This window comes from Cellvibrio sp. OA-2007 (genome assembly GCF_000953825.1).
Taxonomy (GTDB): domain Bacteria; phylum Pseudomonadota; class Gammaproteobacteria; order Pseudomonadales; family Cellvibrionaceae; genus Cellvibrio.
The window spans coordinates 182,215-205,219 of sequence record NZ_BBUL01000095.1; the positions used below are offsets into that span (position 1 = coordinate 182,215).

Annotated in this window: 22 protein-coding genes; 13 read left to right on the forward strand and 9 right to left on the reverse strand. The window is 45.2% G+C overall.

The genetic code is table 11. The annotated features are described in order from the left end of the window. Nucleotides 1–76: 76 nt before the first annotated feature. From AWU77_RS16505 to AWU77_RS16550, 10 genes are all read left to right on the forward strand, one after another. Nucleotides 77–709: a DUF4230 domain-containing protein gene (locus AWU77_RS16505; RefSeq protein ID WP_062065730.1), complete on the forward strand. Its 633-nt coding sequence runs from the start codon at nucleotides 77–79 to the stop codon at nucleotides 707–709. 9 nt (nucleotides 710–718) lie between these two features. After that, a complete protein-coding gene (locus tag AWU77_RS16510) occupies nucleotides 719–3,460 on the forward strand; it encodes a DUF2339 domain-containing protein (protein ID WP_062065732.1) in 2,742 nt (913 codons plus the stop codon). 122 nt (nucleotides 3,461–3,582) lie between these two features. Then, nucleotides 3,583–4,272 carry a bifunctional 2-polyprenyl-6-hydroxyphenol methylase/3-demethylubiquinol 3-O-methyltransferase UbiG gene (locus tag AWU77_RS16515; protein ID WP_084618502.1) on the forward strand — a complete coding sequence of 230 codons (690 nt, stop codon included), beginning with the start codon at nucleotides 3,583–3,585 and terminating at the stop codon, nucleotides 4,270–4,272. A gap of 69 nt (nucleotides 4,273–4,341) precedes the next feature. After that, nucleotides 4,342–5,742, forward strand: coding sequence for a DUF3999 family protein (locus AWU77_RS16520; RefSeq protein WP_062065739.1), 1,401 nt, complete (start codon nucleotides 4,342–4,344; stop codon nucleotides 5,740–5,742). A gap of 184 nt (nucleotides 5,743–5,926) precedes the next feature. Continuing rightward, nucleotides 5,927–6,679, forward strand: a complete 753-nt coding sequence (locus AWU77_RS16525) for a ribonuclease H family protein (RefSeq protein WP_062065742.1) — start codon at nucleotides 5,927–5,929, stop codon at nucleotides 6,677–6,679. 79 nt (nucleotides 6,680–6,758) lie between these two features. After that, nucleotides 6,759–7,928 (forward strand): lipopolysaccharide assembly protein LapB, encoded by a 1,170-nt coding sequence (locus tag AWU77_RS16530; RefSeq protein WP_062065745.1) that lies wholly within the window; start codon nucleotides 6,759–6,761, stop codon nucleotides 7,926–7,928. A 74-nt stretch (nucleotides 7,929–8,002) separates the two neighbouring features. Continuing rightward, complete coding sequence (locus AWU77_RS16535; RefSeq protein ID WP_193747552.1) at nucleotides 8,003–9,031, forward strand: DUF4124 domain-containing protein; 1,029 nt, start codon at nucleotides 8,003–8,005, stop codon at nucleotides 9,029–9,031. Nucleotides 9,032–9,159: 128 nt separating this feature from the next. After that, on the forward strand, nucleotides 9,160–10,575 hold the full coding sequence (locus tag AWU77_RS16540; protein ID WP_062065752.1) for a hypothetical protein: 1,416 nt from the start codon (nucleotides 9,160–9,162) through the stop codon (nucleotides 10,573–10,575). Between the two features lie 37 nt (nucleotides 10,576–10,612). Next, nucleotides 10,613–11,494: a hypothetical protein gene (locus tag AWU77_RS16545; protein ID WP_062065754.1), complete on the forward strand. Its 882-nt coding sequence runs from the start codon at nucleotides 10,613–10,615 to the stop codon at nucleotides 11,492–11,494. 46 nt (nucleotides 11,495–11,540) lie between these two features. Further along, nucleotides 11,541–13,358, forward strand: a complete 1,818-nt coding sequence (locus tag AWU77_RS16550) for a VWA domain-containing protein (RefSeq protein ID WP_062065757.1) — start codon at nucleotides 11,541–11,543, stop codon at nucleotides 13,356–13,358. Nucleotides 13,359–13,432: 74 nt separating this feature from the next. Here AWU77_RS16550 and AWU77_RS16555 read toward each other — a convergent pair whose 3' ends face one another. Further along, on the reverse strand, nucleotides 13,433–13,612 hold the full coding sequence (locus tag AWU77_RS16555) for a hypothetical protein (protein ID WP_062065769.1): 180 nt from the start codon (nucleotides 13,610–13,612) through the stop codon (nucleotides 13,433–13,435). A 243-nt stretch (nucleotides 13,613–13,855) separates the two neighbouring features. On the opposite strand from AWU77_RS16555, the gene AWU77_RS16560 reads away from it, so the two are divergent. From AWU77_RS16560 to AWU77_RS16570, 3 genes are all read left to right on the forward strand, one after another. Further along, nucleotides 13,856–15,139 (forward strand): DASH family cryptochrome, encoded by a 1,284-nt coding sequence (locus AWU77_RS16560; protein WP_062065772.1) that lies wholly within the window; start codon nucleotides 13,856–13,858, stop codon nucleotides 15,137–15,139. A 126-nt stretch (nucleotides 15,140–15,265) separates the two neighbouring features. After that, on the forward strand, nucleotides 15,266–16,090 hold the full coding sequence (locus AWU77_RS16565; protein WP_084618503.1) for a DUF1080 domain-containing protein: 825 nt from the start codon (nucleotides 15,266–15,268) through the stop codon (nucleotides 16,088–16,090). A gap of 62 nt (nucleotides 16,091–16,152) precedes the next feature. Next, nucleotides 16,153–16,452, forward strand: a complete 300-nt coding sequence (locus AWU77_RS16570) for a cytochrome c5 family protein (RefSeq protein WP_084618504.1) — start codon at nucleotides 16,153–16,155, stop codon at nucleotides 16,450–16,452. 69 nt (nucleotides 16,453–16,521) lie between these two features. Here AWU77_RS16570 and AWU77_RS16575 read toward each other — a convergent pair whose 3' ends face one another. The 8 genes from AWU77_RS16575 to AWU77_RS16610 form a co-directional block, all read right to left on the reverse strand. Further along, nucleotides 16,522–16,986: a hypothetical protein gene (locus AWU77_RS16575; protein WP_062065775.1), complete on the reverse strand. Its 465-nt coding sequence runs from the start codon at nucleotides 16,984–16,986 to the stop codon at nucleotides 16,522–16,524. 424 nt (nucleotides 16,987–17,410) lie between these two features. Continuing rightward, nucleotides 17,411–18,457 carry a hypothetical protein gene (locus AWU77_RS16580; RefSeq protein WP_062065778.1) on the reverse strand — a complete coding sequence of 349 codons (1,047 nt, stop codon included), beginning with the start codon at nucleotides 18,455–18,457 and terminating at the stop codon, nucleotides 17,411–17,413. Nucleotides 18,458–18,510: 53 nt separating this feature from the next. Further along, nucleotides 18,511–19,149, reverse strand: a complete 639-nt coding sequence (locus AWU77_RS16585; protein WP_062065780.1) for a hypothetical protein — start codon at nucleotides 19,147–19,149, stop codon at nucleotides 18,511–18,513. Further along, nucleotides 19,143–19,766 carry an HAD family hydrolase gene (locus tag AWU77_RS16590; RefSeq protein ID WP_062065783.1) on the reverse strand — a complete coding sequence of 208 codons (624 nt, stop codon included), beginning with the start codon at nucleotides 19,764–19,766 and terminating at the stop codon, nucleotides 19,143–19,145. Before AWU77_RS16590 ends, AWU77_RS16585 begins: the two co-directional genes overlap by 7 nt. Before the next feature lie 45 nt (nucleotides 19,767–19,811). Continuing rightward, on the reverse strand, nucleotides 19,812–20,558 hold the full coding sequence (locus AWU77_RS16595) for a hypothetical protein (RefSeq protein ID WP_152625385.1): 747 nt from the start codon (nucleotides 20,556–20,558) through the stop codon (nucleotides 19,812–19,814). Continuing rightward, nucleotides 20,545–21,450, reverse strand: coding sequence for an abortive infection family protein (locus tag AWU77_RS16600; RefSeq protein WP_062065788.1), 906 nt, complete (start codon nucleotides 21,448–21,450; stop codon nucleotides 20,545–20,547). The genes AWU77_RS16595 and AWU77_RS16600 overlap by 14 nt, the downstream gene beginning before the upstream one ends. 22 nt (nucleotides 21,451–21,472) lie before the next feature. Next, nucleotides 21,473–22,486, reverse strand: coding sequence for a DNA-binding protein (locus AWU77_RS16605; RefSeq protein WP_062065791.1), 1,014 nt, complete (start codon nucleotides 22,484–22,486; stop codon nucleotides 21,473–21,475). A 224-nt stretch (nucleotides 22,487–22,710) separates the two neighbouring features. Continuing rightward, nucleotides 22,711–22,986, reverse strand: a complete 276-nt coding sequence (locus AWU77_RS16610) for a metal/formaldehyde-sensitive transcriptional repressor (protein ID WP_062065794.1) — start codon at nucleotides 22,984–22,986, stop codon at nucleotides 22,711–22,713. Nucleotides 22,987–23,005: the final 19 nt, after the last annotated feature.

Consider the following 23,005-nt stretch of genomic DNA (forward strand, 5'->3'; position numbering starts at 1 on the left):
ACTTTGGCGCCAAGCCCGTTTAAGCTGCATCGTTTTGGTTCGCCTCTTCTTACTTTTCCGCTTAAGGGATCGCTCGATGGATGTACTTATTTTTATTCTGGCCATGGTGATTGGCGGTGTTGCGGCATGGCAAATCTTCTCCTGGTACTACGCCAAAAAATCCAAATCCCCCAAACAGGATGTTGTGGTTGAATCGCACATCTTGCTAGAACGTATTGAAAAGGTATTTAAGGTGGTACTCGCCGAGGGGTATTTCACCGAAATTTACGATCACAACACCAAAAAAGCGTTCTTCCGCATTTTCAAAACCAATAGCAAAGCGCTGGTGGTGGCCAAGGCAAAAGTGTCCGTAGGTTACGATTTCGCCAAAATGAAATTTCGCCGCGATCACAATAGTCGCACTCTGGTGATCGAACACTTTGCCGATCCGGAAATTATCTCTATCGATACCGACTACAAGTTCTACGACATCAACCAAGGCATTCTCAATAAATTCGATAACGAGGATTACACCGCAATCCTCGCCGAAGCTAAAAAACTAATGCAGGAAAAAGCGCAAGAGAGCGAATTGCCAGAAATTGCCCACCAACAAATACAAATCATGATGCAACAACTCTGCGCCTCTGCCGGATGGCAATTGGAGCAGGAAAAAGTATTAGAGCCACTCAAAACCGTTCAATTCATTACAGACGATAAAAAACACTTATAAGGAATTCAAATGGCTTTACTGATTATTTTTACGCTCGTCGGTATGGGGTTGGGCGAAGCGGTGTTTTACAACAACGGTTGGATCATCGGTGGAGCGCTGGGGTTTTTAGTCACTAAAACGTTCCAGCTGAGCAGCAACCTTAAACAACTGGAGCGCGCGCTAAAACTGTTGCAAACCGCACAAGCAGCGCAAAAACAACAGGCGCCGGTTACGCAAACTGCGCCACCTACACGATCTGCACCTGAACCTGCCACCGAAAGAGCTCCGCTGGCCGAGCGCTTAAAAGCCCACGGCATTGAGCTACCGCCAGAAGTATCATCCACTGCACAACCCGCCGCCGAGTCCATCAAGCCCAGCGTTGCAACTGCGCAATACACACCACAAGCCCGTGTACCGGCGGAACCTAATCTGTTTGAAAAAGGCATCGCCTATGTGAATCGCTTTTTCACCGAAGGCAATCCGATTGTGCGCATCGGCATGATGGTGATGTTTTTTGGTTTGAGTTTTTTAGTCAAATACGCCTCCAACCAGGGGCTGTTGCCGATCGAATTGCGCATGGCGGCAGTCGCTGCGGTGGCGATAGCACTGATTGTTTTAGGTTGGAAAACCCGCGAACGGGCAGGGGGTTATGGTTTGGTATTGCAGGGTGGTGGTATAGCAGCGCTGTACCTCACCGTATTTGCCGCGGCAAAAATGTATGCGTTAATGCCGGCTGGCGGCGCATTTGCGCTGATGTTTATTATTGTGATGCTGGGGGCATTGCTGGCGATTTTACAAAACGCACAAGTATTAGCGCTGATGGCGACCGCCGGTGGTTTTCTCGCACCGATTCTCACCTCCGACGGTTCCGGCAATCACGTCGGTCTATTCAGTTTTTATCTGCTGCTCAATATCGGCATTCTCGCCATCGCCTGGTTTAAAACCTGGCGCTTGCTCAATTGGGTCGGTTTTGTATTTACCTTTGTGATCACCTCGGTGTGGGGCGTGCTCGATTATCAACCCCATTTATATGCGAGCACCCAGCCGTTTTTGCTCGCGTTTTTTGCGCTCTATTTAACTGTGTCGATATTGTTCTCGCTCAAACAGCCGCCCAATTTAAAAGGCTTGGTGGATGGCAGTTTGGTATTTGGTTTACCCATTGTGGCGTTTGGTTTGCAAACCGCATTGCTCAAACACACCGAATACGGTTTGGCGATTAGCGCATTAATTCTCGCGGCGATTTATATCGCACTGGCGCGTGTGCTCTGGGCAAAATACCAAACCACTCATCGCGTTTTGATCGAATCCTTTATCGCGCTCGGTGTTACTTTTGCGACCTTAACTATCCCGCTCGCGTTGGATGCGCAATGGACTTCAGCCACTTGGGCGCTGGAAGCCACCGGTTTAATTTGGATAGGTTTGCGCCAACAGCGTTTATTGCCACGCTGTGCTGGCTACCTGTTGCATATGGCCGCCGCGTTTTCATTAATTATTCACGGTTTGGATTCGGGCGCACGGCCAATTATTGATGGCGATTTTATTAGCCTATTGATATTGGCAGCATCGGCATTGTGTATTTCGTATTTGCTGACGCGATTCGCCGAGCACAGCAAGCGCGCTGAAAAACCACTCGCGACCCTAACGATGATTATTGGCTGGCTCTGGTGGTTGTTGGCGGGCACAGAAGAACTCAAGGTGCATATCGCTGGCGAGTATCAGTTTCCAGCATTGATCGTATTTTTTGCCGCGTCTGTTGCGGCATTAGTCGCCTTGAGTAAAAAAATCCATTGGCCGGAATTAACCCGTATCGGGTTCTGGTTGTTGCCGCTGTGTATGTTGTTATCAATGCACAATTTTGGCGAAGGTATTTTTATTGGTTACGCTGTGTATCCATCGCAGCATTGGGGTTTATTGGCGCTCGGTTTTTTTGTCGCAGTGCAATACCGTTTTTTATGGCAGCAAACCGGGCGCAGCAGTTGCGGCTTGTTAAGCGTTTATCATGTGCTCACTGCATGGTTTTTGTTTAGCCTGGTGGGTTGGGAAGCGAGTTATTGGCAAAACGAATTGCATTGGTACGGCACCAGTGCTGCTATTTTATGGTTCGTCTGTTTAGTGGCGCCTATGCTCGCGCTGTTGTATTTAACTAACAAAACCATGTGGCCTTTTGCGCAATATCCCAACGATTATAAAAGCCTGATTCCCGCACCGCTTATGCTCGGTTTGTTGTTCTGGTTTATAGCTGCCTGCCACTACTCGGGCATGACAGATCAATTCTATTTACCCATTTTAAATCCGCTCGATCTCGCGCAAGCGGCAGTGCTGGTTATTTTCGCCTATGCAGTTAAACGCGGTTTTATCGGCCTTGCTAATACACCCACAGAATTGCGTTATGGTGCGATGGGAGTATTAGTGTTTGCGTGGATCAATGTTGTGTTACTGCGCGCGATCCACCAATACGCCGCAATCGACTACAACGCCGCCGTGATGTGGGATTCGATTGTGGTGCAAATGTCACTATCCATTTTGTGGGCAGTCTGCGCGCTGGCGATTATGAATCTATCGCGCCGTTTGCAAGAGCGAAAATTATGGATGCTCGGTGCCGGTTTATTGGGCTTGGTATTATTAAAACTCTTCACCAAAGACCTAACCGGCACCGGCACACTCGCGCGTATCGTGTCGTTTATGGTAGTCGGCGGTTTGATGTTGTTGATCGGTTATTTATCACCGATTCCTGCAAAGGCGAAAACTGTGGAACAAGATACTCTGGAATAGAAATGGCAGATATAAGCCGCATTTTTGATGTTAATCAACTGATTTAAGTGATAGCTGAATGTAATTTTTAGGGCACTAACACAGAGTTAGTGGGATAGTTGGGTTTTTAAATAGGACAAGAAATGAAACTCTCTCGAAAATTAACAAAAGTATTTGAACTTAAACCTTTGTGGGAGACGGCCCGAGGCAAAGGAGGATTTTTGATGGCCTTGCCGCAAAATGCAATGTTACTTGATGTGGGGTGCGGGAATGGATCTCCTCATTGGTTTAAATCAAAACGTCCCGATATCTACTATGTTGGCTTGGATATAGGTGACTATAATCAAGTCGGTAAACCATCAGAAGTTGCAAATGAATATATTTTGGTTCCTCCCGATGATTTTGCAGGCGCCATTGAAAATATGCCCAATCGTTTTGATGCCATTGTTAGTTCACATAACATCGAACATTGTGCTGAACCAATGCGCGTGCTCGGAGCTATGATGAATGCCCTTAAGCCTGACGGATTGATTTACCTTTCGACACCTTGCGGTGCAAGTGTAAAATTTCCAAGCAGATCAGGAACACTAAATTTTTTTGACGATTCCGAACATGTTGCACCGGTGGAGCTGGATTTAATGGTTTCCAAGCTTCAATCTGCCGGAGGAAAAATTGAATACGCTCGTGAACGTTACAGGCCTTTTCTACTGGCATTAAAAGGATTAATTACCGAACCGTATCATATGCTCAAACGAAAAGTAGCATTTGACGGATCTACTTGGGCTCTTTATGGCTTTGAATCTATTTTATGGGTCCGTAAATCTAGGGATTAGGATTGATGTATAACCAAATCTACGAGCGAAATAAATAATAGAAGAAAAGGTTTTATTGTGGAGTTACTCATGTATGTAATTAAAAAGCGGTTTTTATTTCTGTCGTGCTTGCTGGGGATGACTGTTAACGCGGAAGTCATCCCCGTTTATCAAATCGATGCCGCTCCCGGTATTTATGTACAAACCACACTTACACATGATATTTACCGCTACAGTGCCGATGCGCGCTTAAATGATCTGGTGGTGACGGATCAGCAGGGCAATAAGTTGCCGTATCGCCTTGTTGCGCCCAGTGCAAAAAATACTGAGCAGTCGCAACAAATGCCGGTGCGTTTTTTTCCGGTAGCTGTCGGTGCCCCGCCGGAAACCTTGTTGGCGTTAAGCAGTGCGTCCATTCGGTTAGATGCAAATGAAATTTCCGTGAGTGTAGTAAAGAGCGATAAAGAAGAACTGCTCGACCAAACCGCGCCTACGGATTTTTATGTGGTGGATTTAAGTGATTTGCGCACTCGTGCGGATGCGCTAATGGTGTTGTGGCCAGTGAGTGAGCAGCATCAATATCTGGAAGTGCAAGTCAATGGCACCAACGATATGACCAACTGGACACCCATCACCGAAACAACACTGGTGCAATTGCACAAAGATGGCGAGCAATTAACCCGCAATAAAATCACGCTTAACCTCAAGGAATTTGAATACGCTTATTTGCAATTGAAATTTATGCGCGGTGGTGAAAATTTACAGCTTACCCAAGTCGCAATTGAAAATACCGATAAAACCACCAACGCGCCCGCACCCGATAGTTGGCAAGTATCTGGCACTCTGGCTGAAAAACAGCAAACCGCACTGCACGCCATTAACAGCGGCAAAAAAGCCGCCGTCGCCGCATGGGAATTTGAGCGCGATGATATTGCACCCATCAGCCGTTTAAGCATCAACCTCGGTGAGGTGGTGTATGGTGATCAAATCAAAGTATTTTCCCGCCGCAGCGAAAAACAACCTTGGCAATTAATCCACCAAGGCATTTGGTTTAACGCCCAGGTCGGCAGTACATGGCAGCAAAGTGACGCACTCCACATCCATCAAAACAGCGATACCCACTGGCGCGTTGAACTCAATGAATTACTCCGCACTCACGCCAACCCACAACTGGTATTCACTCGCCAACCCGAGTTATTACAATTTATCGCCAACAACAGCGCCCCCTTTAATATCGCCATAGACACCCAAGCCGCCCCCGACAACCAATACACCAGCAGCCAAATTTTTTCGCAGTTAGTGAACGGCAAAGAGTTAGAGTGGGCACAAACAACCTTCACCGAATTAAAACCCAACATAAACTACTTCGCCCGCCACTCAATGCAAATTGGTTGGAAGACCCTGTTATTTTGGGGAATTATGATTGGTGCGGTTTTGGTGTTGGTGGGAGTTGCGGTTCGGTTGATGGGGCAGATGAAGAAAGTCAATTAATTTAATAGAAAAGTTAGCGTTTTTATGATTATTAAAAAATACGACAATTTTCATTGTGTGAAAATAGCTTTGGATGGTTAGGTAATATAGTCATGTTGGGCTTCGTTCCTCAGCACCAACCTACGTTCGATATATGAATTAAGTATTCGCGAGTATTCGTTGTTAATAGATTAAAGAGAGTGTAATGGCTTCAAAATTTTATGTGGTATGGGCAGGGCGGGAGACGGGGATTTTTACCGATTGGGCGACTTGCAAAAAGAATGTCGATGGGTTTAATGGCGCGCGTTATAAATCGTTTTTAACCCGCGAAGAAGCCGAAGCCGCGTTTGGTAATGCCAAACCTTCTGCCGGTACCGGTGGTCGCGCGGCGACTGGAGCCAAAATCAAAACCTATAATGCGGCTGAAGTTAATGCGTTACCTGAACAGGTAAAAATATTTACCGACGGCGGTTGCGAACCAAACCCAGGTGAGGCTGGATCGGGTGTGGCGGTGTATGTAGATAACAAAGTCACCGAGCTTTGGTATGGTTTGTATAGCCCAATGGGCACTAACAATACGGCGGAATTAAATGCCTTGCACCAAGGTTTGTTATTGGCAAAAGATGAAATCGCCAAAGGCAAAACCGCAGCGGTTTTTTCTGACTCCCAATACGCCATTCAATGTATTGTGCAATGGGCAAAAGGTTGGGAAAAAGCCGGATGGAAAAAGAAAACCGGTGAGATTAAAAACCTCGAACTGATTAAAGAGATTTATGCACTGCACCAAACCCTGCAAGACAAAGTACAAGTCTTACACGTAAACGGCCACGTAGGCGTTCAAGGCAATGAACTCGCCGACCGCATGTCCATCCTTGCTATTCAATCCCGCGAAACCGATTTTGCACTTTATCGCGAACCGTTGGACATTACGGCGATATTGGCTACACGTTCAGGCTGAAAAATATAATGGACAGGTAGGCTGACCTAAGCTCGCGTGCGCCAACAGCTTTTACAAACGAAATTAATAAGGATGGATCATGCCTAAAATAATCTGGGGATTTTTATTCACTCTGCTATTAATAAGCCAGCAGGTAATATCTAGCCCCCTTAATAATCAAATGAAGGAGTCACCTAGCCAGATAAGTGATTGGCTAGTGCACGCACTTGAAACCGGTGACTTTGAAGCGATAGATGAACGCTTCGATAAAACTGCCTTCGCAGAAAAAACTATCAAACTTATGAATCCAGAGAGAAAGCTTGCTGGTGCAATAAAAAATAAGATTATTGAAATTATTAGCTTGGAGATGATATTCAAAAATGCCTTGAGTGGGATTTCGCTGGAAAACACGAAGGCCAAAACACTGCGCGTAGTCCATAAAGAAACCGGCCCGGTACCCATAGTGCGCATAAATTTTGATGGCGCTGGCTCTAATTACTATGAATTGAGTCTTTACAGAGAGAAGGGAAAATATTTCATTGATGATATTTTTGTAATGGCAAATGCTCATTTTATGAGTGAGTCTATCGCCCAAACTATGGCTCTGATTTTTAATCAATCAAGCGGTTTACTATCGATGTTTAAAATCACAGATAGTGAATTGCACTCGATTAATACCATTCTGACAGATGCTATGGAACAAAAACGGAATGGCAACTTTGAAGATGCCTATAAATCTATGAGGAGTTTGCCTGATTACATCATTGAAAGTGACATCATACACCTTACGATAGTTATGTTAGCCTCCAGTGTTGATGACAAAACCTATCAAGCTGAACTTTCGAGCTTTGCAAAAATACATGGCGACAATCCGCGGTACACATTCATGCTAATAGATCACTATGTTTTAATGAAGGATTATGATCAGGCATTAAAAAATATCGATCTATTACAGTTACGTTACGAAGAGGATGCATCGCTGTTAACAACAAAAGCCGGCGTTTATCTTCTAAAGAATGACTATAAGCGTGCCCAAACTACTTTGAAATATGCTGTTGACTATGAGCCAGATTTTGAAGCCGCCTACTGGAGTGGTGTAACAGCTGCATTGAGTGAAGAGGAATATGAAACTGCGGTTGAGTGGTTGAAGCGATACGAAACCCAATTCTTGTTGGAGTTTCACGCGGAAGACTTTCAAGATCAGGAAGTTTATGGTGACCTCATCAAAAGTAAACCCTTCAAAAAATGGATGAAATCAAAAAGGGTTTGATTGAAATATAAATTACCACCTGAGACACAGAATTATTCAAGCAGGTAACGAATAAGCAACATTGGATGACTGTGATGCAGTTCAATAAGAGTTTCAGAATTATTTTTTTAGCGGGTCTTATGTTTTGCTCGCTATCCGTTTCGGCAGAGATTTACAAATGGACGGATGCACAAGGGCGTGTTCACTTTACCGATAAGCCGCCAAAAAATAATCAGCCAGTAACTTCTTTAGCTGACGATGCAAGTAAAAAAATGCAGAGATTGGCGGGCGAACAGGGCGGTATTGTGTTGAAAGCTGTCGGTTATGGGCAGTACCATCAATATGTCGCAGAAGGTGCTCTCGATAAATTTACGGTTCTTGTTGTTAATCATGGCATGTTCAGCGATAAGGAAACAGCGGTTGAGGCATCCTACAATACGCTCAAAATTTGGCGCAAGTTTGCCGACGAACATAAGTTAATCCTCGTGGCTCCAGTGTTTGATAATGAAAACTATGCTGCAACGGTTAATGGTGCAGGCAATGGTGGGTATCGTGGATTATTTGGGCGCAAAGTGGGTGCAGATATATTTCTTCATGACATCATCGACGAATATAAGGCGGCAAAAAAATCCTATGATGGTCGTTTTTATCTTTACGGGCATTCTGCAGGCGCACAATTTTCCAATCGCTATTTAGTGCGTCATCCGCACCGTGTTATTGCAACATCGTTTAGTGCGCCAGCATGGTTTGCATTGCCATCCAACGAACATAAATGGCCACTTGGAATGGCAAAGCGTAAATACACCGCATATTGGCCAGGTGAAAATGCAGGGCAAGCAATTGATATTCGGCCACGAGTGTCCACTTGGCTGACTGCCACACAAATTCCTGTAGAGGTTGTGGTGGGTGAGTTGGATCTGGATAAAATGCGTCATGTTGACGGTATTGGTGGCGACACCCATGTTGATAGAGCCAAATTTTGGGTTGAATCAATGAACAAATTTGCGCAAGAGCACGGACGAAAGGGCAATGTGCAGTTAAATATCGTCAGCGGTGTTGGGCATAATTACGGAAAACTGGCGCGTGTGAGCCAGAAGTTTTTTGCTCGGGAATTATCGAAATAAATGCGCATGGTCATGTTGGGCTTCGTTCCTCAGCGCCAACCTACGTTCGGCAAATAAATTAGCTATCAGCAAGTATTCGATTTTGGCAACACCCCACGGTTAATCAAAAAAATTTCAAAAGGCCTATTTTGTTTACATTTAAATCCCCGCACTTCTGCATCTCAGCATTTATTCTGTTTGCTTTTGCACTCTGGTTTCCCTCGCTGTTTACTCCCTTCTGGGGCGATGATTATTTCTTTCTGACGCAGGCGCGTGAGGCGCGTTTGAATGGCGATCCTTGGTGGTTGCCGTTTGTGACTGCGTCGGAAACCGGATTTTGGCGGCCATTGAGTATGGATATGGGCTGGCGGTTTGTAGAGCAGTTTCTACAAGGCGATGTGTTTTATGCACATGTGTATTTGTGGTGTTTAACGCTTTTGTCGCTATTTGCCATAGCCTGGTTCGCTTTTGAATTTGCGCGAGCGATGCAGTGGCCGCAGCCAAAACTGATTGCACTGCTCACAGCAGCCATGCATGCGGCGCATGTGGTTACTTATTTGCCCTTGCATTGGGTGGCGGCGATGAACAGCCCAACGCTGGTGCTTTTTATTAGTGCTACGCTTGCGCTATGGATCGCGTTGCCTCGTTTGCAGGGCGGTGTGCGTTGGTTGGCTTTGGTGATCTTGCCGCTATTGCAATTACTAGCGTTATTTAGCAAAGAATTAGCGATTTTGATTCCTGCATTGGTCGTGGTACTCGCATTCTTTTTGCACGGCAAACTAACCTATAAAACTGGCGATTTTATTGTGTGGTTGTTGTGCGTGGTTATTTGTTTAGTATGGCTGTATTTCTATAAAGAATTCACGCCTAGCCACCATTCAGCCTACAGTTTAACCCTGGGCAAAAACCTGGTGATTAATTCACTTAGCTTTGTCGCATGGATTTTGAATGTGCCGCGTGAAGCCTTGCGCATGCTGGTGATGGAGCGATATGTTTTGGGTGCGATCTGGGCCGCTGCTTGTTTTGTTCCTATGGCGATAGTGTACTGGATAAGCATCCGCACCTTAAAAAACACGCTGACGCCTATGCAATGGCTGACCGCATTGGCTTTTTTAATTATCGCTTACGGCCCTTATTTTTTACTGGCTCATCAGTCTTATGAATACTACGCTGCAGTAGCGATTATATTGCCCTTGCTGTTGGTTGCGCGTGCGCTGGTATTGGGGAATCACTTAAAAATCGGTTTGTTACTGGTGGGAGTTTCATCGCTGATTGCCGTGCAAGGCACTCGCTCTGCTGATTATCCTGCAGTGATTGAACGCGCATTTTGGGCTGAGCGACAGATAGAATTTTTACAACAAGAACCGATTAACTCGCCTTTATTAGTCAGTGTGGCCAATGAACATCAGTTTGCGGCCTTAGGTGTGCAGGGTTTGGAATGGCGATTAAACTTGCCAAAAGGCAGCGTGATATTAACCCATGAGTGCGCTGGCGTTGCTAATGCCAAACAAATTCTCGTACAACAACACAATGGCAATTTTGCGTGGAATGCTTGCCCCGAATAAACAATAAGATCCGAGAACACACCATAGAGCGCTCATAATGAATTTAAAAACTCTGCTCAGCACCCAACCAGATCAACTCGCCTTGGTAATTGGCAATGGCATTAATCGCTATAACAGCGATGCGGGTTTAAATTCGTGGGATGCTATGTTGCTTGAATTGTGGCAGCGTCACACTAAAGAAGATGCACAAATCATCCCCCTCGGGATTTCGCTCACTGAATTCTATGACGCATTGGATCTAAGCAGCCAATTAAAAGAAAAAAATCTGCAAAAAGAATTCTGCGATTTTTTAACCGGCTGGACGGCAAAAGAGCATCACCAGCGGATTGTAAATTGGGCTAAACATAATAAAACACCTATCTTAACCACTAATTTCGACGAGACATTATCTAACTGTTTAGCGCTGAATTTGCACCATGCCGATGGTCAGCGCTTTACAGACTTTTACCCCTGGGGAAGTTGTTTTTCTGAAAGTGAAATTCGCAACCCAGCGCGTGAATTTGGCATCTGGCACATAAACGGAATTCAGCGCTATTCGCGTAGCATCCGCCTGGGTTTAAGCCATTATATGGGCTCAGTCGAGCGGGCGAGGGCGCTTATCCATAAAGGAGAGCAGCGTTTATATACCGATGACACCGTCACTCGCTGGAACGGCGAGCAGACTTGGCTGCACTGCATTTTTAATAATAATTTAGTATTTTTAGGTTTAGGGCTGGATACCTCTGAAATATTTTTGCGCTGGCTGCTGATCGAGCGCGCCAAGTATTTTAAACACTTTCCCAAACGCACCAAAAAAGCCTACTACGTTTACGCAGGGCGGGATATTTCCCAAGGACAGATGATTTTTTTAAAAAGTGTGGGTTGCGAGGTAGTAAAAGAATCCAGCTACGATAATCTTTATGGCGACGTTTGGCGCTAACCGCAAATGAATTGAACGGCTTAACAATAACTACCAAGGAGTGCATATGAAATTTCATACTAAAACGTGTGGTTGGTTCTTGAGTGCAACCCTGTTGCTCGGTTTTTTTACCAGTACTTATGCGACGGCACAGGATGAGGATGATTCGGTTGAAGAAATTATCGTTACTGGCTTTCAAGTAACACAAGGCGGTGCGCAGGATATTGATTATTTTCGTGGCGAAGTTGCACAGGCACGTATCCCCCACCCGGACACCATTACAGCAGAAGGTCTATTTAGCCAGCACAATCTACTATTTCCTTCTACAACGCCTTGCGCACAATTATTTTGCCTCACCTCAGAGGTGACTGCAGCATCGTTAATTACACAGCCGCAGGCAAAATTATTAGTGGGCCTTGGTTTTGGCTCCAATCTAGATGCCAACACTTGGACGCGCCAGCCGCTAAACCTGATTGCAGTAGTGGATAAATCTGGCTCTATGGACGGCCACCCACTGGAGCTGGTGCGTGAAAGCCTGGCCAAAGTCACGGGCTTGCTAAACGACAAAGATCAAATTTCTATCGTGCTCTATGGCGATACAACTGAGGTGTATTTGGCGCCCACTGCCGCCACTAAAAAGAATAAAAAAACTATACTGCGCCAGATTGAGAAAATTATTTCGGAAGGCTCTACCGCAATGGAAGCGGGTTTGCGCTTGGGTTATGACACCGCCAGCAAAACCAGCAAAAACTTTGCAGGCAATACGCGGGTAATGTTATTTACTGATGAACGCCCTAACGTAGGCAGCACCGAGGCCAATACCTTTATGGGCATGGCGATTGCGGCCGCAAAAAATGATATAGGTTTAACCACTATTGGAGTCGGCGAACAATTTGATGCAGAACTGGCAACTCGCATTAGCAGTGTGCGCGGAGGGAATCTATTTTTTCTGGGCAGCACCAATGATGTAAATAATTTGTTTGAACGCGAGTTGGATTTTATGGTGAGCCAATTGGCTCATGATTTAACGCTAACCATCACGCCCAATGCAAACTATGCCATTGCAGGTATTTATGGTATTCCCGGATCAATGCTGGGTTGGCAGGGAACCGAATCTGTTTCAGTTACTATTCCTACCGTCTTTCTTAGCAGCAATGGCGGAGCAATATTTTTTACTCTGGCTAACCGTCTGGAAGATAGCCATCTCCCCGCTCGCACAATTGATAAGGCGCTGCCGATCGCCAACATCAGTCTGTCGTATGTATCCGCAAGCGACAAAACACAACATAAAGATTCGCTAGCAGTATTCAATCAAGCAACCAGCCCGAGCGAAGGCATTCAACTTGGCCATCATTTGGTAGATGAATACACCAGTCTTTACCGCGCTACCGCGGAACACTATTTAAATAATGATCAAGAATCTGCTTATCAAATTTTGACTCGTTTATTGGAAAAACTGAGCGATCCTTCGCTTCCCACTACTATGCAAAAGAGCTTGGCAGGGGAACAAAAGTTAGTGCGCGGGTTGCAAGAGCGATTAGCATTTTTAGCTGGCCATGAATCAGAGCTTAAACAAAAAACTAACCTCGGCAAACTTTGGGGCACTTGGATAATCATCGCAACCCAGGGTAATGTCACCTTAAAACGAAATGATCTGGTGACATTTTCACCGTCTAGTGAATTTGCCGTGTATCGCACCATCGAGGGAGTTGAAGAGCAAATCGAAGATGAAGAGTACCAAGCTAATGACAAGCAAATTTATTTAACGGATTCCGAGTTAACATTTAATTATCGTCATCTTAAAAATCGTTTGGTAATGCGGCACCTACGCAGCGGGGTTATGGTGCGTTTGGCGAGAGTGGGGGATAAAATCCACGCACAATAATTGAAAAGGCTCTCTGTTTGTTCAGAGAGCCTTTTATTTCTAGTCGCGCAAATAAAAAACCTGTTACGTAGGAGTTAGGCTGCTTGTACGTTTATCTGTGCAGCCTTAAACGAGCGACAGATAAACAACAAGGTTTCCCGTGTTTCAGGATCAGTGACAGTGCGCGCCTTGCTAACGGCGATTTCAAAATCATGTTTCAGGCACAAACATCTAACTTCGCGAATCAGTTCTATATCTTTCCTAATCAAGTCCATCTTCTACCTCATTGTGAGCTTAAATCTCCGTGTGGGAATCACACTTTTTACCTGCTCCGCAGGCACCGGTTTAAGTATTGCGTAGCGTTATAAAAGCTCCAATGTGTAGCGTACCTATTTGCTAGATTAGATTTTCATAAAAGACATTTTTATCGTACTTTTCGGTTAAGTGGGTCACCCTGAATGATACAAAAGCCCGGCCGAATCGTATTGTTGTTCATTAGTTTCTTGGGCTATTTACGAATGAAAACAGCGATTTATTGGTTCAGGTATGACCTTCGTTTGGCTGACAACCCCGGTTGGTCTCAACTGGTCGCATCCTGCGATGGGGTGGTGGGCGTGTTTGTATTGCCCAACCGCTGGTTTGTACCGGGCCGCTATCAAAGTAAAGGCATAGGGTCTTATCGCCTGGCATTTTTACTCGAATCCCTTGTTGATCTTCGCTCCCAGCTACGCGCCTGCGGCAGTGATTTGATTGTGCTTGATGGTGACCCCGCTAGCGAACTGGTGAGATTGGCCGAGCATTTGGATGTGGGTTGTATAGGGGTAGGGTTGCACCCGGGTAGCCATGAATGCGATGACCTGATTCGGGTAAAAGGTGCGCTTGATATTCGTGTTGTTGAATGCGAGAACTTTACGCTGTTTGATCGCGCCGAATTGCCCTTTGATTTACAGGATCTACCAGATATCTTTTCACAATTTCGCAAGCGGGTAGAGCAGCAACCGCTAAGTCGCGCGCTTCCTCAACCGCAACGCCTGCGTCACAAGGTAACAATAGATAATTCAGTGTGCGTGTTAGATAAGTGGTGTGCAATCTTATCTGCGCAGCGTATGCCTGCGCATCCACTAGCTCTGGCGTTTTCTGGTGGTACCGAGGCGGGTTTAAAGCAATTAAAATATTTTTTACAAGGCTCACACAAGATTGCATCCTACAAAGAAACACGCAATCAGCTTGATGGCTGGGGGTTCTCCTCAAAGTTATCGCCCTGGCTCGCATTTGGCTGCATTTCTGCGCGTCAGGTTGCGGAGGCGATTCGCGATTATGAAGCTGAGCATCAGGCTAACGAATCCACCTATTGGTTATATTTCGAATTACTTTGGCGTGAGTATTTTCAGTGGCTCGCATTTTGTTACGGCAAAAAAATGTTTGCGCTGCGCGGCATCCAAAATAAAAATCCGCTGCTGAGTTTTTATTCGTCGGAATTTACTGCATGGTGTTACGGCAATACGGGAAATAATTTTGTAAATGCGTTTATGCGGCAGTTACTTCGTACCGGTTGGATGTCGAATCGTGGCCGTCAAATTGTCGCTAGTTATCTAATTAATGAATTAGGCGTTGATTGGCGCTACGGTGCAGCCTGGTTTGAACAGCAGCTTATCGATTACGACCTAGCAGCTAATTGGGGTAATTGGCAGTACCTTGCTGGAGTAGGTACCGATCCGCGTGGGCGGAGGCGGTTTAATATCGAAAAACAGCGCCAGACCTATGATCCCGACTCTACTTTTATTCGACGCTGGCTTGATTAGCCATCGCTGAGAGAGGTTTGGTTTTGTAAATCCCTTATCATTTATCTGATAATTGAGGTAGATTTAGGTTTGGCTCTAACTCGCTCAGACCTATGAACTCCAATAAAACAGATAAGGGGATAAAAAATGATTAAGCGGTTTACCGGGGCTGCGCTGGCAGCTGTGATCTTATTAACCCAGACAGCTTGCGCAGCGAATGATCCTGATCAGGAGGAATGGATCGATCTGTTTAATGGCAAAGACCTGAGTAACTGGTCGATCAAAATACGCGGCTTTCCTTTAGGCGAAAATGCGTTTAATACTTTCCGTGTTGCCGATGGCATGATGCAAGTGCGCTATGATCAATACACAGATTTTGACAAACGTTTTGGTCATATTTTTTCTAATGCGGGCGAATTTTCTCATTACAAAATTCACGTTGAGTATCGCTTTGTTGGTGAGCAAGTAAAAGGTGGCCCGGCCTGGGCGTTTCGCAATAACGGCATTATGTATCACACGCAAGATCCTAAAACCATGGCAGTGGAACAGGATTTTCCCGGTAGTATGGAATACCAACTGCTGGGTGGTAATGGCACAGAACCGCGCTCGACCGGCAATTTGTGCACTCCCGGCACACACGTAGTATTTAATGGAAAATTTACTGAAGATCACATTATTAATTCTACAAGCGACACATTTCACGGCGATCAGTGGGTTACTGCTGAATTAGTCGTACAGGGCAGCGAAAAAGCCGAACACTTTATTAACGGAAAAAAAGTACTGGAGTACACTGATTTGCAGTGGGATGACCGCACGCCGAATAGCAGTGGTTTTATTGCCCTGCAGGCTGAGAGCCATCCAATTGATTTCCGCAAGGTGCGACTATTAAATCTGGAAGGCTGTATGGATAAAAAAGCAAAGAATTATAAAAGCTATTATGTAAAAGCAAAACCAAAAGCCTGCCTATACTAATCAATGCAATATATAAAATATCCCCCAGGGGTAAACCGTGTAACCAAGAGGAAAACGACAACATGATGAAATTAGCGTCTACTGCACTTGTAACCTTGATCATGGTATCCGGCGTGTCAGTTGCTGATGATGCAGCCATTAATGCCAAGTACGAAAAATCCTGCAAACTCTGTCATGATGGAGGCTTAATGGGCGCACCCAAAACTGGCGATGTAGAAGCCTGGGCTCCGCGCCTAGAAAAAGGCAACGAGGTATTGTTGAAACATGTAAAAGAAGGCTTTAACGCAATGCCACCCAAGGGTACATGCATGGATTGCACCGATGAAGAATTCCAGAAATTAATTGAGAAAATGGCGAAGTAAAAAACCGAGCAATGTCTTATCCATAAACCCGGCACTCACGCCGGGTTTTGTTTTTTCATCCGCAGAAAATCACTCATTGTAGTTCCTGCGGTCCGGAGTTTTATCGCTTAGTGTTAGATAAATAACTAAGGCCATAATGATGATTAAAAAAACAAGACTGGTGTTAACTGTGCCAAACCCAAGCCCACCTTTTCTTACTGAATGAGAAAGAAAGTCGCCAATAGATGCCCCTAACGGGCGGGTTAATATGTAAGCCACCCAAAAACAAGCGACAGTATTCGCTTTGAATTTGTAATGCGCTATTGCGGTGAGTAATATTAAACCGCCAAAAATAGATGTGGCAGCCAAATAGCCCCACTTTAACCCCTCAGAAATCCAATCCCCAAGGGCTGTACCCAAGGCAAAAGTTACTAATATTGCCAGCCAGTAAAAATATTCCCTTCGCCTAGTATTGATCGCACGAATAGAGAGCGTTCCATCTTGGGAGTGCCACCAAATAAGGTTAACTTTAAACAAAACCCCAATTTTATCCATAGCAAATGATTCTCATTAAGCGCGATCTGTCTGCCCCAGAGTTGACGTATGGTCATCCGTAACGAGACGTATCTGACCACATCCTTGGATGACCAGGAATAAGGTTTCCTACCTAAGCGTGGAACTTCGTAAAAATAGGTGGGAAATCCAATAAATTCGGGATTGCTTTGAGTACATCTAATTTATGAGATTCATAAAAAAAGGCACCCAAAGGTGCCTTTTCATCGTACGTATCCAGAATCACTTCGGCTTTCGCCTCGAACCGCCTTGCGCGGTTACGGGTTTCCCCGCTGGGGGGCGCTCAATCTCATCCGGTCAGTCGCCCCGCAGGTCAATTATGATATGGCCACTCTGTATAAGCAATCAATCCCGATGACTGTCGTCTTTTACCCCCCCAAGTTTGGCCGCCATATTTAGAATGAGATCATCGGACGTGCAATGATAATTCAAGCTCCGAAATTAATGCGTCTCGATACGTTTTGAAGTCCATACCTTTCCGCAGTTTGCGTCCTTTTTCAACAGCCATCCGTTCTGGAATCGCTGCGATGACTGTTATCAGAGTGTCTGGCAACTCCTCCACAAACTGCAATGCATCAGGCTGTAGCTGTAGGGAGATTGCTCTGTGAAGAACGTCTTTCAGCGGTCCATCATTGGTGGCGTAGATAGATTCCACCGAACCATCTTTTGCGACCCATTTTTCAAAAAATTTATCCACGTAGAATAAATCCCACGTCATATTCAACAATGCTTTTTTCCTATCCTGCTGAGATGCGGCGGGTTTATATTTCATTAAACTCGATGAGGCAGCAAACAGGCTTATCGCAAAGCTCGTGGCAGCCAGGCTAAATAGAAAATACTCATGACACCAATCAAGCAGTTTCTGCACTTTTTGATGTGTTGGCGCAGAATCGCAATGGCAAAGGTAGGTAATTTTTAACACTATCAGGTACAACGTGTCCCATTTTTTTAAACGATGGTATTTAGTCAATTCGTGTCGAAGTTGCCCCTTATCGGTTTCTGGCGGAGCCGGTAATGCGATTAGATCTGTATGGCCAAGGGCGAACTGGGAAAATTGATCCATGTCGGCATTATCGAGCTGCCTAAAAAGGATCAAATCGTCAAGAATCTCATCAGAAAAATCATTTTCATAATTAATTTTTTCATAGATGGCGAAAGTTGGATCCACCAGGATATCGGTGAACTTACAAAATACCATTAACGCAATTGCATCCCTGTGGATCTGCTTCTTGTCAGCCTTTTTATAGGCGCTCAGTACATACTGATAGATATTGAGATCGAAAATTAAATGATACGCGACACCGTTTATCTGATTATGATAAAGATACAGCGCCGGATTATAGATATCATCGTCGGTGTCCACTTGCAGGCAATTGGCGAACCAATCAGATTGCCTCAGTTGGTCAATAATAAGCATGGTATAGTCTGGAAACTTGAAAGCCACGTGATCCATTTTTTTCCTTTTACCTTGTTATCCACGATTTCCGTTTCACCAAGACCCGCAAATCAATATTGCAACCGGATTTTAATATCGCTGTAATTGATTTTTTCATTTTTAAAGTCTTCCCAAATCGCCTGTGTTTCTTGTGTCATGTCGGATATTGGCATAACGCCTCTACTACCGGAGGTCATTTTTACCCAGATTTTTTGGGTAATTTCTGATACCTCACGTACTGCGTCTTCGACCCAAACTTTTTCACCCGTAGTTCGGTCTTGCGAACCAAACCAATGTAAGTAATGCGAATACTTACCCCAATATTTTGACATTTCGGATAGATCCCAAAAAATCAATTTCGGAGCATCTGGCTCCAGTTCAATCAGCGCTTTTGTAAATAGGTTGAGCTTTTCATGATCAGGGTTTAGTGTCTTAATCATTTTTAGAAATTTATTGGTTTCCCTGGTACACTTTTTATAAGCTTCCTCTGACAACTTTGCATCTGTAAGCAGGACCAATTCTTCAAACATCAGGTGCTCAGTTCCGAGCCTTGCATCAGCACACGCGTAAATTATTGAAGTAAATGTTCTATTCCGATGGTAATAATCGATCCAGGACATCGCTCTATAGAAATAGCCCGCTGAATCAAAATAGACGTGGTCGCTCAATATTTCCTCAGCACTTCTTCCTTTATAAACGGGTACTAACATGCAATTTCCTTGAGCGCTAAAATGTCGGTAAGGGTACCAATCGTTTCGGTGGAACGTTTTGTTCCTCTTATCAAATGCCTTGCGCGAAAACCAAATTGCGTTGGACCTTCATAATCGGCCAACAAGGTGTCGCCCACGAAAAGACAGTGTGCCGGATCCACTTTCGCTCTATCCACAATCCATTGGTAAATTTCTTGCTCGGGCTTTATGTAACCCACGTCATAACTCAAGCATTTGAGAAGTGGAACATCAGGCAATAATTGTTCGAGCACTGCACCGTAGGGTTTTGCGAGGTTGGAGCATATTGCTATGGGAATGCGCCAATCCGATAACTGGCGTAGTGTGGGGATCACATCGTCAAATAATGCCAGGCTGGCAAGTTCTTGCTCGATCTCTTTCTGAAGCTGTGCAATCATGTGTGCGGGTGGAAAGATCCCCATCGCTGCGAATAGCTCAACGGGATCTTCTGGGCACGTCATCAAGGTTCGAGCGTCATCAGGTTCTGGAGACCGGCCTTGTTGTCGCGCCCACTGCAACACTTTACGAAATGGATGATGCTTCACTCCAAACTGGATGAGGGTTCCGTACAAATCAAAAATTACCAAATTGGGACGCATCCTAAACCTGTGCACAATGAGTAGGTGGATTAATAAAACATCACTTTATTTCTTAAATTCAAACTGCGCGCCTCGTGCGCTTGCATATGCAGCGCGTATGTTTAAGTTTTCTCGATCTGGCTCCAAGCCAAATTGATAACAAGAATCTTCATGGCACCACGAAATGTTTTTCTCGCTGCGCCCCCACTGGTATCGAGGATGATCTTTGCCATATTTTTTGAAATAGTATTCCTGATCCAATCGTATGATTAACTCGCGCGTTGACTCAGAATCTTCGTTCGGAATTGAGATGGATGGGAATTCGGATGCAATAAAGGGAGGAAGATCGGTGCCGACTAGCCAATCCCATAAACCAAAAGAAAAAGCCTTGGGTTTCCACATATGTTGTGCAGCGCCACCGTAGGCGGTCATCACAAAACCTTTCGCCGGCCAATCACCGTAGGATACATCTCCGGCCCTTAACTCTTCAACGTTCATGGTGCCAGACGCAATGATGACCAGTTTGTGCGCTTCACTGCTAAGCTGCTTTGCAATATTTTTTTCTCGATCCGTTGGTTCCGCACCCTTTACTTCAAAAAAACAATCCAATTCGGGCAGCCAAAAATCGGGTAAATACAAGGTTCCGTCGGAGAGCCGAAAACCTTCTTTTTCATACTCCCAAATAATGTTTAGTGCATCGAAAAATACTGCCCATCGAGCTTCCAGGCGAGAGCGAAACTGGCAACCTTTATACTGTGTTTTAATCGATTGTATGACCATACAGTCTCCTTTAGCTGCTTTATCGTTCGCCATGGGTTTCAACCAGGAAAATTGCTAGGGTAGATGCCGCACCAACAGCCAGTTTGGCATGCCGCGAGCTGAGCCCCCGGGATTTTGCATTTTTGCCATGGCCAGTACCATAGCTATTTCTTAATTCAGCAACACCGTAGGTGATATCGGCAAGATTTTTCAACAGCCGTTTTATACTGTCACTCGCTTTCACTTCATCAGGAATATCAGAAGGTGTTAGCTTTAATTCCGCCGCTGTTTGTTTTACCAGTTTGGGTAGTTCAAGGTTGCCATCGAGTGTTATACCTCGTTCCTCTAATATGGTTTTACACACGGTTTCAACAAGCTCTTTCGCTGTCCCTATCGCAAGTCCCGGGTCATTATCAACAGCGCTTTCCATGCGCGTAATTTGCGCATTCACATAACTGGCATCAGCTGCCAGAAATTCTTTTTTCAAGGAGGCGATATTGAGTTCAGCGGATAATGCAATTTGGCGTGCGGCATACAACTCCCGATTTCCGACCTTTGTTTTGGGCACAATTTCGTAACCGTCATTCGCTAATAATAAATTGTATGCCTGTTTTAATTTTTCGATGTCTTCCTGGGATGTTCTCACTACGGGATGCAGTGTTTCGCATAAGAACCGCAGAAATATATCAGCTTCTGTATGCATCAGATCGAATCGGGAGTCGGTAAATACCCAGTCATCACTCCAGTCATCATTATTCACACGGTGCTGCCAAATATCGCCATACGCATTTTCGTAACGGTGATCCGTGGATGGCATTTCTTTTAAATTGTACAAGCGTGAAAGGAACTCCGGTTCCTCAAGCCTGCCGCTCCAGGCAATATTTTCGATGAGAATAAGGTCAGAAATGTCTCGCCGAGTTGCTTCTGAGATTGTTGAATTCGCCATGTCATCTGATCCTTGTTTTCCGTTACGTGTTTTGGTTGGCGAGAGTGAATTGGTTGCCTAGTGACTCCAGCAATTGGTTTTTCACGGCCAGCTCGGTTTTGACTGTCACCAACTCAATCTCGATAGCCTTGAATGATTTTTCCATCAGTCCCAGTCGTTCACTAAGGTCGTTCTTATCGCTAAACAGTTGATCGCGCACGACGGTGAGTTCGACGACTTGATGAGTTGTTGTTTGGTATTGCTCGTTGACGGCCAACAATTTCGATTCTGCTACCTTTAGCTGCTGTCCTGCATCATTGGAAGCCTTGCGAAGCTGGCGCACTTCAACGGTCAGCTCGGCATTGGCAGTATTGAGTTGGGTCAAATCGGTTTGTTTGATCGATAAAGTCTGGTTTAGCTGGCGCAGCTCCGCTTGTAGTTGTTGTACCTGATGTTCGTGACGGCGTTGATCTTGATCGCGCTGGTCTTTAACTGACTGGCGGTAGTGCTCCAAGGCTTCTCGGGCGTGCTGGTGTTTTTCTTCCAATGAACGGATATGGTTATCTTTCTCCGCTATCAATACACCTTTATCTGTCAGTTGTTGCTCTAAGCGTCCCAGCAAAATCTTTTGCGCCTCCACGTCAGCCGTCGAAGTCTTATGGAGTTGCTCATAGTCGGCTAACCGGGCTTTCAGCTGCTGGTTTTCGTTGGCCGTGCTGGCCAGTGTCTGTTGCTGGCTTTCCAGTTGGGCTTTCAGGGCGTCGGTAGTGGCTTGCAGACTGGTTTCCCGTTCGGCAATCAACTCCTGGGCTTCCTGGTGCAACTGGGCAGCGAGCTGCTCAACCAGTGAACCCAGTGTCTCGCTGATGGCTGGCTTATTGCCGGGATGTAGTGGGTTTTCTTCTGCCAGTTCCCGCAAATATCGGTGAATAGTGGCCTTGGAGCCGGTATTGCCCAGCTCAATGCGCACCGCATCGATAGAGGGGTTTTGCCCCTTGGCAACAAGCGCATCCCGTGCCTTTTTGACCTGGTGTTTATTAATGCCGCTGTTTGCCATCGTTTCCGCCCTGATTATTTCGTACTGTAATACATACCATGTAATTACATACTAAGCAAAGCGGATTAAAAGATCAATTAATAACCTAAAATAACATTAGATAATCAGGACTTATCTAATGTTAGGCCTATAAAATCTGCCAAAAGCAAAAAAATGAGTACAGATAGCCTATCAGGAAGGTAAATCAATAGAGGTAAATCGAACTCATCCGCTCGCAACAAGTATCACTTCATGTAACGTCGCACTACGTCTATTACCTGATCCAAATCCTCCTGCCGTTGTTCTGAGGAAGCGTCACCCACACCAAGATGTTCACGAATGTGGCCCTCCAGAACTTCCGTCATTAATCCATTAACCGCACCGCGAATAGCTGATATCTGCTGGAGAATTGCAGAACACTCAGTACCTTCGTTCAGCGCTTTTTCTAGTGCTTCGGCCTGTCCTTTGATTCGTCGCACACGGCTTAACAGTTGCTTTTTGGATTTGTTTGTATGAGCCATAGGACAATATCACCGCATT